The following is a 12,871-nucleotide window of genomic DNA, read 5'->3' as shown; positions in this document are numbered from 1 at the left end:
AGGGAATCGCCATTCATTCCCGAACGCATGGAAAGGATGGGCCATGTCAGCGACAGAACCAAGACATCTCGCCGACGGGATTTAGAAAGGCGCGATCTCGCGTCGTTTGACGGCGCCGTAGCAGGCCCACAGCAGATGGGCGGCGACACCGCGATAGGGCCGCCAGAGTTCGGCTCGCGCATAGGCCTGTTTCTCGGTCGGACGAACCTCGGCGCGATCGGTCCACCGCATGGCTTCCTGCAGGGCGATATCGCCGCCGGGGAACATGTCCAGCCGCCCTTGGGTGAACATCAGATAGATCTCAGCGGTCCAGCGGCCGATGCCCGTGATGGCGGTCAGGGCCGCGATGGCCTCGTCGTCGGACAGCCCCGGCAGGGCGTCGAAGTCGCAGGCGCCGGTGAGATGCGCTTGCGCCAGGGCGCGGGCATAGCGCGCCTTGGGCCGCGAGAGACCCAGCGACAGCAGGTAGGCGTCCTCATGACCCATCACCGCGTCGGGAGTCATGTCAGGAAGGCCGGCCTCCACCCGCGCCCAGATGGCGGCGGCCGAGGCCAAGGACACCTGCTGCTGTACGACCATCTTGAGCAGACCGGCAAAGCCGCCCGTGCTGACGCGCCACTCGAAGGACGGCGTGACGGCCTCGATCGCGGCCAGCGCCGGGTCGACGGACGCAAGATGCCTGCGGGCTTCAAGAAGGGCTTGGGCGGTGAGCGGAACGAACATCGGCCGCAAGGGAACCCGCCCCGCGGCCGCTGACAATCCGGAACTTGCTGAACTATCCGATGGACGTGATCTCGACCTCGCCGCCGGGGGCGGGCGAGGTATCGCCGACGACCTTGCCCAGCAGGGCGCGGGCGATCGGCGCGACATACGACACCGAGCCCTGAGCCGGGTCGGCCTCGTCCTCGCCGACGATGCGGAAGGTCTGCACGCGGCCGTCCTCGCGCTCGAAGGTCACGCGGTCGCCGAACTGCACGACGGTCTTGGCTGGGTCACGCTCCATCAGCTGGGCGGTGGCGCGGCGGGCCGACCAGTAGCGCAGGTCGCGGGTGGCGCGGGCCATGGCCGTGCGATCGCCATCGGCCGCCCCGCCGGCGGTCTGGGCCGCGCTATACGCGGCGCGCGCCGACGCCAGCTCGGCCTCGATCTGGGCCAGGCCTTCCGACGTGACGAGATTGGGATGGGTGGAGATCGGGCGATCGGGCAGATCAGCCGCGAAGGCCTCGCTGTCGCCTTCCTTCGTGAAGGCGACGCTCATCGGACGATGTCTTGGATCATGGAGAAAGCCTGCGACGCGTACGGATTAAAGCGTCGAGAAGGCTAACGCGTCCGGTTCTGGTTAGCTCCGCTAAAGCAAAGCTTCAAGCCGAACGCGGCGGCGGGCGCTCTGAGGCGACCCCGCCGACAGCGAACCGTCAGTCTTGATCAGAGAACCACGCCGGCGACAGCGGCGGCGACGCCAAGGGCGATGACGAGGAAATAGCCGGCGGCCAGACGGTCGAAGGCGTTTTCAAGAGCGGCGAGCGTACGTTGCATGGGAAGTCCCTCGGTTTGTTGTCCTGCCCCGATGGGCCCTGGCCGGGCTTGCGCCGAACCAATCTGGACGATGCTTAGATAGCACCTATCTGAACGACGTCAAGATGATCTTTACAGTGTTTGGATGAAAATTTGGAAAGGTGCTGTTACAGTGAGGATCAATGACCATCGCGACCGCCGAATCCCGCCCGTATCATCATGGCGACCTGAGCCGCGCCCTGATCGACGCCGCCCGCAAGATCCTTGAGACCGAGGGTCCCGCGGCCCTGTCGCTGCGGGCCGTGGCGCGCGAGGCCGGGGTCAGCCCCGCCGCGCCCTATCACCACTTCAAGGACAAGGCCGAGCTGCTGGAAGCCGTCGCCCACGAGGGCTGGCACGAGCTCAATGACGCGCTGACCCAGGCGCGCACGGAGACCCAGGACGCCCGCTCGCGGATGACCAATATCGGCGTGGCCTATGTCTGCTTCGCCCGCGACAACCCGGCGCTCTATCGCGTGATGTACGACCGTTCGCGCGACAAGGACGCCCTGCCCGACCAGCTGAAGGACGACGGCGCCTACTGCCAGGTCCGCGACACCATCAACGAGAACAGTGGCGGCGACGTGAGCGGTATCGACCTGGAGCTGGCGACGATCGCCGCCTGGTGCGCCGGCCACGGCCTGGCCGAGATGATCGGCTTCAAGCAGTTCACCACGCTGAAGGCCCAGCTGGGCGGCGAGGAAGCCTTCCTCCGCGCCGTGTTCGAGCACCTGGGCATGTTCGCGAAGCTGACCGCCCCTCAGGACTGAGGTCCAGCGTGACCTTCGTCACCCGGTTCGCCCCGTCGCCGACGGGTTATCTGCATCGCGGCCATGCCTTCTCGGCGCTGACGGCTTTTCGCGCCGCGCAAGAGGCCGGCGGGCGCTTTCTACTGCGCATCGAGGACATCGACGCCACCCGCTGCCGGCCCGAATACGATGCGGCGATCTTCGAGGACTTGGCCTGGCTGGGCCTTTCCTGGGAAACGCCCGTCCGCCGGCAATCCGAATATCTCGCCGACTACCACGCGGCCATCGAGGCTCTACGCGAACGCGGCCTGGTCTATCGCTGCTTCAAGACCCGCAAGGAGATCGACATCGGCCGCGCGCCGCATGGGCCGGCGGTTGCCTATATCGGCGCCCCCCTCTCGGCGGACGAGGAAGCCGAGCGCCTTGAACGCGGCGAGGCCTTCGCCTGGCGGCTGTCACTGGCGGCGGCGCGTGACGCGCTCGGCGGCTTCGACGGCCTGACCTTCGTCGAGGAGGGCGCGGGCCCCGACGGCGAGACCGGCGTCATCCAGGCGCGACCCGAGACCGCGGGCGACATCGTCCTGGCCCGCAAGGACGTCGGCGTGGCCTATCACCTGGCCGTGGTCCACGACGATGCGCTGCAAGGCGTCACCCACGTGATCCGAGGCGTCGACCTGTTCGAGGCCGCCCACATCCAGCGCCTGCTGCAGGCGCTGCTGGGCTATCCGACGCCGACCTACCGCCATCATGGCCTGCTGGTCGGCCCGGACGGCAAGCGCTACGCCAAGCGCGACAAGGCCCAGACCCTGCGTGAACTCAGGGCCGCGGGCATGAGCGCGGCCGACCTCAGGAAAGAACTTGGATTCTCCTGAATTCCGATCTTCCCGGCGTACGCCGGGGAGATCGGACTATGAAGAGCCCCCGGCCTGCTCGACCAGTTGCCCCATGGCCTTCAGATAGGTCCCAAACGCCGCCCGCCCCGTCTCGGTCAGGCGCACGCGGGTCAACGGCTTGCGGCCGACGAAGCTCTTGTCGATCGAGACATAGCCCGCCTCCTCCAGCTTGCGCAGGTGGATCGACAGGTTGCCTTGGGTGACCTCCAGCACGTCCTTCAGCTCGGTGAAGTCGGCCACCTCGGCGCTGGCCAGGTAGGCGACGATCCCCAGCCGCACGCGGCCATGGATGACGTCGTCCAGCCCGCTGATGTCGAACCTGGGCGCCACGATCGTCTCAGGCGGCCGGCCGCAGGGCCTGGCGCATCATGAAGAACCCCGGGGCCCCCATGAACGCGAAGAGGCCGAAGGTCGCGATCGCCAGATAGAGGTCGGCGCGATGGATCAGCATCCCCATGGCCACGCCTGACACCAGCCAGCCGATCGCCACCAGCGCCATCCATATCCGCTTGCGCAGCACGAAGCTCACGTACCAGACCGCCCCCTGGAGGATGAACACCACCGCCGGATGGAACAGCCAATAGCGGAAGTCGTGGTTGCGCGCGGCGGCCGAGGCGAAGACCACGACCAGCGCCAGATTGGCGATGCCCGTGCCCGCGAAGGCGGCGTTGACGGCGCGATTGGTGACGCCGCGCTGGGGGTTCTTGCGATCGATGATGATGACGATGGTCATCAGGATCAGGAAGATCACCGTCGGCGCCCACGCCATGACGATGTTCCCGGTCGATCCCAGGCTCAGCAGGCCTTTCTCCTGGACGAAATAGCTCAGGGTCTGGACGCCGTAGAGTACGCCCGCCGATCCGTAGAGCGCGCCCCCGGCTACGCCCAGCCCGCCGCGCTCGTTGCTGCCCTCGGCGAGGCCGCGCAGGAAGGCCAGGTCGTCCTGGGCGCTCTTGAGCTTGCTAGGTTGGTCTTCTGGCATGCCGATCCCTTTCAGCGCTGCATCATGACGGCTCACAGGATTCGCCCCAACAGCGGCATGCGGCGCAGGACCATGGTCGTCAGCCAGCTGAGCGCCACCGCCCCGCCGAACGCGATGCAGCCCTTGGCCAGCCCGCCCCAGCTCTGGGGCAGCAGCAGCCAGCCCAGCCAGGCGGTGAAGACGTAGTGGGTCAGGTACATGCCGTAGGCGTTGGCCTGCAGGCTTGCGCCGATCGGCCCCGTCTTGCGGACGAAGCGCAGGAAGGTCGCCAGGGCCGCGAACGACAAGGTGGCGCAGGACAGGCAGAACATCAGCCCGCCAAAGGCGTCCAGCAACGTCCTCGGCGGCGGGTTCGGCGAGAAGGCGATGATCATGGTCGCCACCGCGCCGACGATCGGCAGGATCGGGGCCAGATGCCAGAGCCACCAGCGCTGGGCCAGCTTGCCGTCCGGATCGATCAGGCCCTGGCCGACACCGGCCGCGCCGACCGCGATCCCGGCCAGGAAATAGACGAAGTAGTGACCGATGCGCGCGGTCTGGACCACGAAAGGCCCCACCATCGTCCAGTGGCCGAACGGCGTGGTCATGGCCAGCGGCAGATAGGCCATCAGGCTCACCGCCGCCAGGCCGGAGAAGAACCGGCCTGGCCTGGCGTCCGCGCCTCTGGCCAGGCCGCCGAGGGCGTCGGTGACGCCGGGCCACATGGCGTACACCGCCGTGAACAGCGCGCCGAAGGCCAGCAAGACCCAAAGGAACCAGGCCGGTCCGCTGGGCCAGAACGGCAGGTGCGTCCAGGCCTCGGCGAAGGCCGTGAACGAAGGCGCGCCGCCCGACTGCAACCAGGCCGGGAAATAGGCGAGCGGCGCCAGCAGGCCGGCGGCGAGGACGAACGGAACGCCCAGGCGCAGGGCGCGGCTCTTCAGGAACCCGCCCGCGCCCTTGGCCCGCAGGCCGTCGGCGACGAACAGGCCCGAGATGAAGAACATCAGCGACATGAAGAAGAGGTCGTTGACCAGGGTCAGCAGGCCCCAGCCGCCGAACTTCTGCGGATCGACGATGGGGAACGCCGTCCACAGGATCGGCTGGGCGTCGAACGCCTTCGGGGCCGGCGCGTACGGGTGATAGGTCAGCACCGCGTGGTGGGCGACCACCAGCAGGGTGACGAAGGCGCGCAAGGCGCCGATCGGGGCGTTGCGGCCGCCGATCTGGGCGAGCGTCGATCGCTCGGAAGCGCTGAGGGGCGCGTGCATGACTTGGGTCTCCCCCTTGAGGTCGCCGCAAGATGGATCAACAAGTTTGTTTTGTAAACTAGTCTATCAACGTTACGCCTCGCACCGTTAGGGCGATTGCGTCGCGCCTCAGCGAACCCAGTAGCTGTAGCGATACCCGGGCTCGAAGCCCTCATCGGCATAGAGGGCGATGGCCGGCGCGTTGTCGGCCTCGACCTGCAGCCAGGCGCGCTCGGCGCCGAGGGTCTTGGCCTCGGCCAGCAGCGCGCGCAACACCCGGCGGGCTAGGCCCTTACGGCGATGGTCGGGCACGGTGCGCATGCCGAAGATCCCGGCATAGCCGCCGCCGATGGCGCTGGCCCCGATCGCCGCCGGGACGCCGTCGATGTCCAGCCGCGCGAACCGGGCCGGCGCGGGAATGCGGCCGAGAGCCTCCAACCGCTCGCGGCCGTCCTCCGGGTTGCCGGCCGTGGCGGTGAACACCGCCTCGAAAGTGGCGTCGGGCGTGTCCGACAGGCGGATGGCGGCGTCGCCCTCCCCGCCCGCCACATCCCTTAATTGGCCCAGCATGACCAGGGTCGTCTTGCAGGCGGCATAGCCGCGCGCAGCCAGGCGCTGGGCAAGATCGACCGGCGCGACGACGCCGTCGGTCAGCTTGAAGCGCGGCGGCAGGTTCCGCTCGGCGAACCAGGCTTCGACCGCATCCAGCGCCGCTTCCGGATCGCGATCCGGCGCCGCCAAGGGCCAGCAGGCGTTGATCCGCATCGACTGGCCGGACGAGGCGTTCAGCCGCCAGCCCCCCAGCCGCGCCCGCTCGCGGGCCGGCCAGGCGTCGTCGGCCAATGGCTCTAGGATATGGGGCTCGAGGATATGGGGCTCGAGTATCGCCGGGTCGATCACTTCTCGGCCAGCAGCTTCTCGACGATGCCGCGCGCTTCCGGGCTGGACCAGTCGGCCGGACCGGCCATGCGGGCGCGCTCGCGGCCCTGGCGGTCGTAGATGATCGTGGTCGGATAGCCGGCCGCCTTGGGCTCCAAGGCGAAGGACAGCTTGTAGCCCGGGTCGCGATAGGTCTTCAGCGGCGGGTTGGCGGCCATCTCTTCGTTGACCAGGTTAAGGTCGCCGTCGCGGTCGACGCTGATCGGCAGCACGGTGACCGGCTGGGTCGCGTAGACGGACTGCAGCTTGGCCAGGGTCGGCATCTCGGCCTTGCACGGCGCGCACCAGGTCGCCCAAAGGTTCATGACCACCACACGACCCTTGAAGTCGGCCAGGGTCGCGGGCTTGCCGTCCAGGCTGGTGAACACCGTGTCGGGCGCGGGACGCGGCGTGGCGGGCACGTCGAGCTTTACCAGCGTGCCTTTCTTGAATTCTGTGAGGTCAGCGGGCCCATGGGGTTTGAACGAAGCACTGGCGATGACGTATAGAACCGCCGCCACGCCGACGAGGACGACGCCACCCAGCGCCAGCCTCACAGGGTTGCGCTTCTTGGCCGCCGCCTCCGATTGGACTTCGCTCATATGACCGACAACGCCTCCGATACGCCCAAGGCCGAAAACGGCCAGGGCCAAGCCATGTGGGGCGGTCGGTTCTCGGCCAAGCCGGCGGAACTGATGCAGGCGATCAACGTCTCCATCGGCTTCGACAAGCGCCTCTGGGCGCAAGACCTGGCAGGCTCCCGCGCCCACGCCCGGATGTTGATCAGCCAAGGTGTGATTGCAAGCGCCGACGGCGAGGAAATCCTCAAAGGCCTCGACGCCATCGAGGGCGAGATCACGGCCGGGGCCTTCCCGTTCCGCGACGAATACGAAGACATCCACATGAATATCGAGGCGCGGCTGCGCGAGCTGATCGGCGCGACCGCCGGCCGGCTGCACACCGCCCGCTCGCGCAACGACCAGGTGGCCGTCGACTTCCGCCTGTGGGTCCGCGACGCCGCCGACCGCTCAGCCGCCCAGCTGGAAGCCCTCCAGAAGGCCCTGGTGGCCCAGGCCGAGGCCTATGCCGACGCCCTGATGCCGGGCTTCACCCACCTGCAGCCGGCCCAGCCGGTGACCTTCGGCCACCACCTGATGGCCTATGTCGAGATGTTCGGCCGCGACGCCAGCCGCTTCCGCGACGCCCGCGCCCGCATGAACGAGTGCCCGCTGGGCGCGGCGGCCCTGGCCGGCTCGCCCTTCCCGATCGACCGTCACCAGACGGCCGCGGCCCTGGGCTTCGACCGCCCGACCGCCAACTCGCTGGACAGCGTCTCGGCCCGCGACTTCGCCCTGGAGGCCCTGTCGGCCGCCTCGATCACCGCCACGCACCTGTCGCGCCTGGCCGAGGAGATCGTGCTGTGGACGACGCCGATGTTCGGCTTCATCAAGCTGACCGACGCCTTCACGACCGGCAGCTCGATCATGCCGCAGAAGAAGAACCCCGACGCAGCCGAGCTGATCCGCGCCAAGGTCGGCCGCATCCTGGGCTCGCTGACCACCCTGACCGTGGTCATGAAGGGCCTGCCGCTGGCCTATTCGAAGGACATGCAGGAAGACAAGGTCCCGACCTTCGAGGCCTTCGACGCCCTGGAACTTTCCTTGCTGGCCATGGCCGGCATGGTCGCCGACCTGACCCCCAACACCGACAAGATGGCCGCCGCCGCCGGCGCCGGCTTCTCGACCGCCACCGACCTGGCCGATTGGCTGGTGCGGACGCTGAACATGCCTTTCCGCGACGCCCACCACGTGACAGGCTCCGCGGTGAAGACGGCCGAGGGCCTTGGCGTCGATCTGGCCGATCTTACCTTGGAACAGTTCCAGGCGATCGAGCCTCGGATCACGGAAGGCGTCTACGCCGTTCTGACTCCGGCCGCCTCGGCGGCCAGCCGCATGAGCTACGGTGGGACCGCCCCCGCCCAGGTCCGCGCCCAGATCGCGCGTTGGAAGGAAGCCCTCGCATGACCCGCCGTAAGATCGCCTCGCGCCCCGTCACCCTGCTCGCCCTGGCCGCCTTGGCGCTCACGGCCGCCGCCTGTGGCAAGCAAGGCAATCTGGAGCGTCCCGCGCCGCTTTGGGATCCGGTCAAGAAGGCCGCCTGGGACGCTGAACGCCGCGCCGCCTCGGCCCAGGCCAACCAGCCGGCCCGCGCCGGAGGCGCCCAGGAGATCCGCGACCCGGCCTCCAGCAACCGCACCATCCGTGAAGCGCCCCTGCCCGGCACCAACGATCCGTTCGGCGGTCCGTCGCAAGCCGGCTTCCCCGGCGCCACGCCTAAATAAGAGACTCCGTTGAATCACTTCGAGTACGGCCCCGAGGGCCTGGCCTGCGAAGGCGTGCCCCTGGCCAGGATCGCGGCCGAGGTCGGCACGCCCGTCTACGTCTACAGCCGCGCCACGCTGGAGCGGCACTTCACCGTGTTCCGCGACGCCCTGGTCGCCGGCGGCGTCGTCGACCCGCTGGTCGCCTACGCCGTGAAGGCCAATTCCAACGTCGCGGTGCTGAAGGTGCTGGGCGATCTGGGCGCCGGGGCCGACACGGTCTCGGAGGGTGAAGTCCGTCGCGCCCTGGCGGCCGGCATCCCGGCCGAGCGCATCGTCTTCTCCGGCGTCGGCAAGGCCCGTCGCGAAATCGAATTCGCCCTCAAGACCGGCGTCGCCGAGATCAATGTCGAGTCCGAGCCGGAGATGAACCTGATCGCTCAGGTGGCCGGCGAACTGGGCGTTCGTGCGAAAGTCGCCTTCCGGGTCAATCCGGATGTCGCGGCCGGCGGTCACGCCAAGATCGCCACCGGCAAGTCCGAGAACAAGTTCGGCGTCTCGTTCGCCGAGGCCGCGCGCCTCTACGCCAACGCCAGCAACAACGCCAATCTCGACCCCGTCGGCGTGGCCTGCCACATCGGCAGCCAGATCACCGATCTTGCGCCCATGCGCGCGGCCTTCACCAAGATGCGGGGCCTGGTCGAGCAGTTGCTGGGCGAAGGCCTGTCGGTCGAGCGCCTGGACCTGGGCGGCGGCCTGGGCGTGCCCTATTTCAACAATCCCGAACCGCCCTCGCCCGCCGAGTTCGGCGCCATGGTCGGCGAGGTCACCAAGGGCCTGCCGGTCAGGCTGGCCTTCGAGCCGGGCCGAGTCATCGCCGCCAATGCCGGCGTCATGGTCGCCGAAGTGATGCACATCCACGAGCGCCCGGAAGGCCGCAAGTTCCTGGTCATCGACGCGGCCATGAACGACCTGGTCCGCCCGGCCATGTACGACGCCTTCCACGACATCCGCCCGGTGGTGAAACGGGCCGGCGAGACGGTCTATGACGTGGTGGGTCCTGTCTGCGAGACGGGCGACACGTTCACGCGAGATCGCGCCTTGCCGCCGTTCGCGGCCGGCGACCTGGTGGCCTTCATGTCGGCCGGCGCCTACGGCGCCGCCATGGCCAGCGAGTACAACACCCGCCCCCTGGTTCCCGAGGTCCTGGTCGACGGCGACCGCTATGCGGTGATCCGCAAGCGGCCGACCTACGACGAGATCCTGGCCCGGGATCTCATCCCGGACTGGGTTTAGGCCACGATCAAGGCCGCTTCGCGCGGCTTGGCGGGCCTGGCCTCATCGGTGTTCGCCGCGTCCTGCGTCAGCAGGTGCGCTTCGAGGATGTCGAGGATCTTGCTGTCGACCTCGGCGTCGAACTTGCGGGCGAAGAGGTTTCCGCTAGCGATCAGGGCGGCGGCGTCCTCCGCCGTATAGGTCCGCGGCCGCAGCTTGATGTCGCCGTCGGGGATCCAGTCGATCATCCGCTTGTCATCGCTGACGATCGGGCCGTGCGGCGCGCCGTTCATCATCACCGTCTGGAAGAAGCCTTCGTCGGCGATGAAGGTGTTGCGATAGAAGGCCTTGAACCGTTCGGCGGCGGGATCTCGGCAGACGAACGCGCAGAAGGCGCGGCTGACCATCATCCACTGATTGCCGATATAGGGCTTGGCGCCCTCCGGAAAGCGGCGGGTCAGGGGCGTGTTGACGATGCGCCCGCCCAGCTCGACGACATACTTGCGCACCCGATCCAGGGTGTCGGGCCGCGCCACGGCCTGGTCCAGCACCTTGATGAACTCCTGGCCGCGATGGCGGGCCAGGAAGGCCTTGATGCTCTTCTGGGTCATCAGCGGGAAGTCCTGGCCGCTGAGATTGATGAACACCTCCCAGTCGGCGTTCATCTCGAGCAGCTTCTCCATGCCCCGCAGCTCGGCGTCGACCAGGCTGTAGCCGCCCCACAGCGCCCTTTGGCTCTCCAGCATCGCGGCATTGGGATAGGACTTCAGGAAGTCGCGGATCTCAGCCTCGACAGCCGGCGTGGCATTGGCGTCGACATGGACGACATAGTGGTTGTCCGGATCATGGATGGCCCGGAAGAGCCGCTTGAATTGCTGGGGAAAGCGATGGACCAGGAGAAGATAGGCGATCAAGCGAGCACTCCCTGACGAGCCGCCGCTCGCGGCGGCGACCTCGTCGAATGGCGATGAAGAGGGACCGGCCTTGGCCGGCGCGGCGGCGCCTTCGGCGGCCGACGGATCGGCTATTTCTTGCGGGCGAACGCGACCGGAAGGGTCGGCGCGGCGGCGGCGATCACCTTCGGCTTGACGGTCTTGGGCTTACGGGTCTCGCGATTGCCTTTGGACAACGGACTTTCCTTTGCGGAGAGATCATCCGACGCGCGTCATCGCGCGGGCAAAAGCCCGGCATGAGAGGTCGCGATCAGGATGTCTTGGGGCTGGAGCGCCAGCGGGCGTGTCTAGGGAATATGCGCCCCCCTTCATTCGGAGGGCTTGGCGAGCTGTTCCGCAGGATAAGGCGGACCGCCAATGGCGCTTCGTAGCGCCTTACGTGCACACTAGCACGTCATGGGGCTCGGCAGGGATAAATCGCCGCTAAGCCCAAAATGGGTCGCTCCCGGGACGCTGTCCCGGGGCGATCGTCAGTCCATTTTAGTCCAGGGCGCCGATGTACGGCAGGCCGCGGCTCTTGCCCTCGTCGTCGAGGCCATAGCCGACCAGGTAGCGCGCGGGCGCTTCCCAGGCGACGAAGTCGGGCTCCATGCCGCGATCCTTCGGCCAGGGCTTGCGGGCGAAGACGGCGGTCAGCACTTCGCTGGCCCCGGCGTCCTTGACCAGGCGGGCGGCTTCCGACAGCGACAGGCCGGTGTCGAACACGTCGTCGACGACCAGGGCGCGGCGGCCGACCAGCGGACGCTGCAGGTCGGCGCGGACCTCGCAACGGCCGGTGCTCTTGCGCTCGTCGTGATAAGAGGCCAGCCACAGGGCGTCGAAGCGCACGTCGCGGCCGGCCCTATAGAGGGCGCGGGTCAGGTCGGCGGCGAACCACAGACCGCCGGTCAACAGGCAGATCACGACGGTGTCGTTGTCGATGCGCGGCGCGATGGCCTCGGCCAGCTTCTGAACCCGTTCGGCGATCTCGGCTTCCGAGATCAGGACTTCGGGGCGTTGGGTGTCATTCATGGTGGGCGGGTTCATGAGAGTCCGAAGGGGGAGGCGTTTGGTCCCCGCTCTCATGTCCCGGGGGTTCCTGTCCAGCCGCTTCGTGTTCGACAGGGGCTTCCTGGGCGCCGCGAAGGTCCAATTGGGGCTCGCCGCCGTGGCCTTCGGGCTTCTTCAGGGCTGTCTTCACCGCCCTGGCCGCGCCGGCTTCGGTGGCGAAACCGATCTGCAGATCCTTGGCCGTGCGCGGCGGGTTCAGGAAGGTGATCGAGAAGTGGCGCACCTCGCCCGGCGGGATCTTGGCGTCAGCGGCCGCGGCCAGCTGGCCGGCCACGCGCTTGTCCTGCTTGTTCAGCAACTCGACCCGCAGCGGCGGGGCCAGCACTTCGTGTTCGGTGATGTTGCGGATCGAGCCGGTGACGGTCACGGCCGCGTGGCCATCCAGCATGACGGGCTGGGCCTTGATGCTGCCGCGGTCGATCACCAGGCCGATGGTGTTCACCGGCAGGCCGACGGCCGCATAGGCGCCGGCCGAACCGGGCAGGATCTTGACCACGTCGATGCGGAAGATCAGGGCGGCGACCACGACCACCGCCATGGCGGCCGCCATGCCGGCCCAGATGACGCCCGTGGCGGTGGCTTCGCGGAGGCGACGCTCGGCGTCGGCGCGAGCCCGGAAGACCTTGGGAAGCTCTTCGCCCGGAAGGGCGCTGACCGGCGGTTCCTCGCCGTCGGGCCCCGCGCCCTCGGCCACGGTTTCGGAAGTCTGCTCGGCGCCCTCGGCCTGGTTGGCCAGAGTCGGCGCCTCGGGCTCGTCGAAGAGGTCGTCAGCGGTTTCGTTGCGCGCGTTCCAGCGGTGGCCGCACGAAGCGCAGCGCACGACGCGGCCAGCCGCACCGACCTTGGAGTCGTCGACGAAATAGCGGCTGGCGCACTCCGGACAGGTCAGTATCATGGCCGCGAATCGAACGCTCCCCACACACCTTAAGGGGGTCGCTGATTTTAACC

At 68.2% G+C, this 12,871-nt stretch carries 16 protein-coding genes; 5 read left to right on the top strand and 11 right to left on the bottom strand.

What is annotated here, in order from left to right; all coding sequences use genetic code 11:
- Positions 1 to 81 precede the first annotated feature (81 nt).
- From CSW62_RS07845 to CSW62_RS07835, 3 genes are all read right to left on the bottom strand, one after another.
- Positions 82 to 723, bottom strand: coding sequence for a DNA-3-methyladenine glycosylase (locus CSW62_RS07845; RefSeq protein WP_099576603.1), 642 nt, complete (start codon positions 721 to 723; stop codon positions 82 to 84).
- Positions 724 to 775: 52 nt separating this feature from the next.
- Entirely contained in the window at positions 776 to 1,258 is a 483-nt protein-coding gene (gene greA / locus CSW62_RS07840) for a transcription elongation factor GreA (protein WP_099576602.1), read from the bottom strand.
- A gap of 167 nt (positions 1,259 to 1,425) precedes the next feature.
- Entirely contained in the window at positions 1,426 to 1,536 is a 111-nt protein-coding gene (locus CSW62_RS07835; RefSeq protein ID WP_099576600.1) for a hypothetical protein, read from the bottom strand.
- Between the two features lie 161 nt (positions 1,537 to 1,697).
- Here CSW62_RS07835 and CSW62_RS07830 point away from each other — a divergent pair, with 161 nt between their 5' ends.
- Positions 1,698 to 2,324 (top strand): TetR/AcrR family transcriptional regulator, encoded by a 627-nt coding sequence (locus CSW62_RS07830; protein ID WP_099576599.1) that lies wholly within the window; start codon positions 1,698 to 1,700, stop codon positions 2,322 to 2,324.
- Positions 2,325 to 2,332: 8 nt separating this feature from the next.
- Positions 2,333 to 3,175: a tRNA glutamyl-Q(34) synthetase GluQRS gene (gene gluQRS, locus CSW62_RS07825; RefSeq protein WP_099576598.1), complete on the top strand. Its 843-nt coding sequence runs from the start codon at positions 2,333 to 2,335 to the stop codon at positions 3,173 to 3,175.
- A gap of 36 nt (positions 3,176 to 3,211) precedes the next feature.
- Here the strand turns inward: gluQRS and CSW62_RS07820 are convergent, their stop codons facing one another.
- From CSW62_RS07820 to CSW62_RS07800, 5 genes are all read right to left on the bottom strand, one after another.
- Complete coding sequence (locus CSW62_RS07820; protein ID WP_099576596.1) at positions 3,212 to 3,526, bottom strand: transcriptional regulator; 315 nt, start codon at positions 3,524 to 3,526, stop codon at positions 3,212 to 3,214.
- 7 nt (positions 3,527 to 3,533) lie between these two features.
- On the bottom strand, positions 3,534 to 4,178 hold the full coding sequence (locus tag CSW62_RS07815) for a hypothetical protein (RefSeq protein WP_199170540.1): 645 nt from the start codon (positions 4,176 to 4,178) through the stop codon (positions 3,534 to 3,536).
- A 32-nt stretch (positions 4,179 to 4,210) separates the two neighbouring features.
- Complete coding sequence (locus tag CSW62_RS07810) at positions 4,211 to 5,428, bottom strand: acyltransferase (RefSeq protein WP_099576593.1); 1,218 nt, start codon at positions 5,426 to 5,428, stop codon at positions 4,211 to 4,213.
- Positions 5,429 to 5,536: 108 nt separating this feature from the next.
- Positions 5,537 to 6,277 (bottom strand): GNAT family N-acetyltransferase, encoded by a 741-nt coding sequence (locus tag CSW62_RS07805; RefSeq protein WP_099582205.1) that lies wholly within the window; start codon positions 6,275 to 6,277, stop codon positions 5,537 to 5,539.
- A gap of 26 nt (positions 6,278 to 6,303) precedes the next feature.
- Positions 6,304 to 6,927: a TlpA disulfide reductase family protein gene (locus CSW62_RS07800; protein WP_099576592.1), complete on the bottom strand. Its 624-nt coding sequence runs from the start codon at positions 6,925 to 6,927 to the stop codon at positions 6,304 to 6,306.
- Here CSW62_RS07800 and argH point away from each other — a divergent pair, their 5' ends adjacent.
- The 3 genes from argH to lysA are packed head-to-tail and all read left to right on the top strand — an operon-like array spanning position 6,928 to position 9,941.
- Complete coding sequence (gene argH, locus CSW62_RS07795; RefSeq protein ID WP_099576590.1) at positions 6,928 to 8,349, top strand: argininosuccinate lyase; 1,422 nt, start codon at positions 6,928 to 6,930, stop codon at positions 8,347 to 8,349.
- Positions 8,346 to 8,666 carry a hypothetical protein gene (locus CSW62_RS07790; protein ID WP_099576589.1) on the top strand — a complete coding sequence of 107 codons (321 nt, stop codon included), beginning with the start codon at positions 8,346 to 8,348 and terminating at the stop codon, positions 8,664 to 8,666. The genes argH and CSW62_RS07790 overlap by 4 nt, the downstream gene beginning before the upstream one ends.
- A 9-nt stretch (positions 8,667 to 8,675) precedes the next feature.
- Complete coding sequence (gene lysA, locus CSW62_RS07785; protein WP_099576587.1) at positions 8,676 to 9,941, top strand: diaminopimelate decarboxylase; 1,266 nt, start codon at positions 8,676 to 8,678, stop codon at positions 9,939 to 9,941.
- On the opposite strand, the gene CSW62_RS07780 is transcribed toward lysA, so the two are convergent.
- The 3 genes from CSW62_RS07780 to CSW62_RS07770 all read right to left on the bottom strand — a co-directional run bounded on the left by CSW62_RS07780 (position 9,938) and on the right by CSW62_RS07770 (position 12,842).
- Positions 9,938 to 10,834: a beta-1,6-N-acetylglucosaminyltransferase gene (locus CSW62_RS07780; protein ID WP_099576586.1), complete on the bottom strand. Its 897-nt coding sequence runs from the start codon at positions 10,832 to 10,834 to the stop codon at positions 9,938 to 9,940. The genes lysA and CSW62_RS07780 overlap by 4 nt on opposite strands.
- Positions 10,835 to 11,353: 519 nt before the next feature.
- Positions 11,354 to 11,938: a phosphoribosyltransferase gene (locus CSW62_RS07775; protein ID WP_199170539.1), complete on the bottom strand. Its 585-nt coding sequence runs from the start codon at positions 11,936 to 11,938 to the stop codon at positions 11,354 to 11,356.
- A complete protein-coding gene (locus CSW62_RS07770) occupies positions 11,877 to 12,842 on the bottom strand; it encodes an MJ0042-type zinc finger domain-containing protein (protein ID WP_199170538.1) in 966 nt (321 codons plus the stop codon). Before CSW62_RS07770 ends, CSW62_RS07775 begins: the two co-directional genes overlap by 62 nt.
- Positions 12,843 to 12,871 lie beyond the last annotated feature (29 nt).

The organism is Caulobacter sp. FWC2, assembly GCF_002742625.1.
Lineage (GTDB): Bacteria > Pseudomonadota > Alphaproteobacteria > Caulobacterales > Caulobacteraceae > Caulobacter.
Note: the sequence above shows the minus strand (reverse complement) of the source record. Positions and strands in the feature narration are given on the sequence as shown.

What these genes read in the sequence shown, in the direction of transcription:
- argH (WP_099576590.1), top strand. Translation starts at nt 6,928, where the DNA reads ATGACCGACAACGCCTCCGATACGCCCAAGGCCGAAAACGGCCAGGGC.
- CSW62_RS07835 (WP_099576600.1), bottom strand. Translation starts at nt 1,536, where the DNA reads ATGCAACGTACGCTCGCCGCTCTTGAAAACGCCTTCGACCGTCTGGCC.
- CSW62_RS07845 (WP_099576603.1), bottom strand. Translation starts at nt 723, where the DNA reads ATGTTCGTTCCGCTCACCGCCCAAGCCCTTCTTGAAGCCCGCAGGCAT.
- greA (WP_099576602.1), bottom strand. Translation starts at nt 1,258, where the DNA reads ATGAGCGTCGCCTTCACGAAGGAAGGCGACAGCGAGGCCTTCGCGGCT.
- CSW62_RS07810 (WP_099576593.1), bottom strand. Translation starts at nt 5,428, where the DNA reads ATGCACGCGCCCCTCAGCGCTTCCGAGCGATCGACGCTCGCCCAGATC.
- CSW62_RS07830 (WP_099576599.1), top strand. Translation starts at nt 1,698, where the DNA reads ATGACCATCGCGACCGCCGAATCCCGCCCGTATCATCATGGCGACCTG.
- CSW62_RS07775 (WP_199170539.1), bottom strand. Translation starts at nt 11,938, where the DNA reads ATGAGAGCGGGGACCAAACGCCTCCCCCTTCGGACTCTCATGAACCCG.
- CSW62_RS07800 (WP_099576592.1), bottom strand. Translation starts at nt 6,927, where the DNA reads ATGAGCGAAGTCCAATCGGAGGCGGCGGCCAAGAAGCGCAACCCTGTG.
- CSW62_RS07790 (WP_099576589.1), top strand. Translation starts at nt 8,346, where the DNA reads ATGACCCGCCGTAAGATCGCCTCGCGCCCCGTCACCCTGCTCGCCCTG.
- CSW62_RS07815 (WP_199170540.1), bottom strand. Translation starts at nt 4,178, where the DNA reads ATGCCAGAAGACCAACCTAGCAAGCTCAAGAGCGCCCAGGACGACCTG.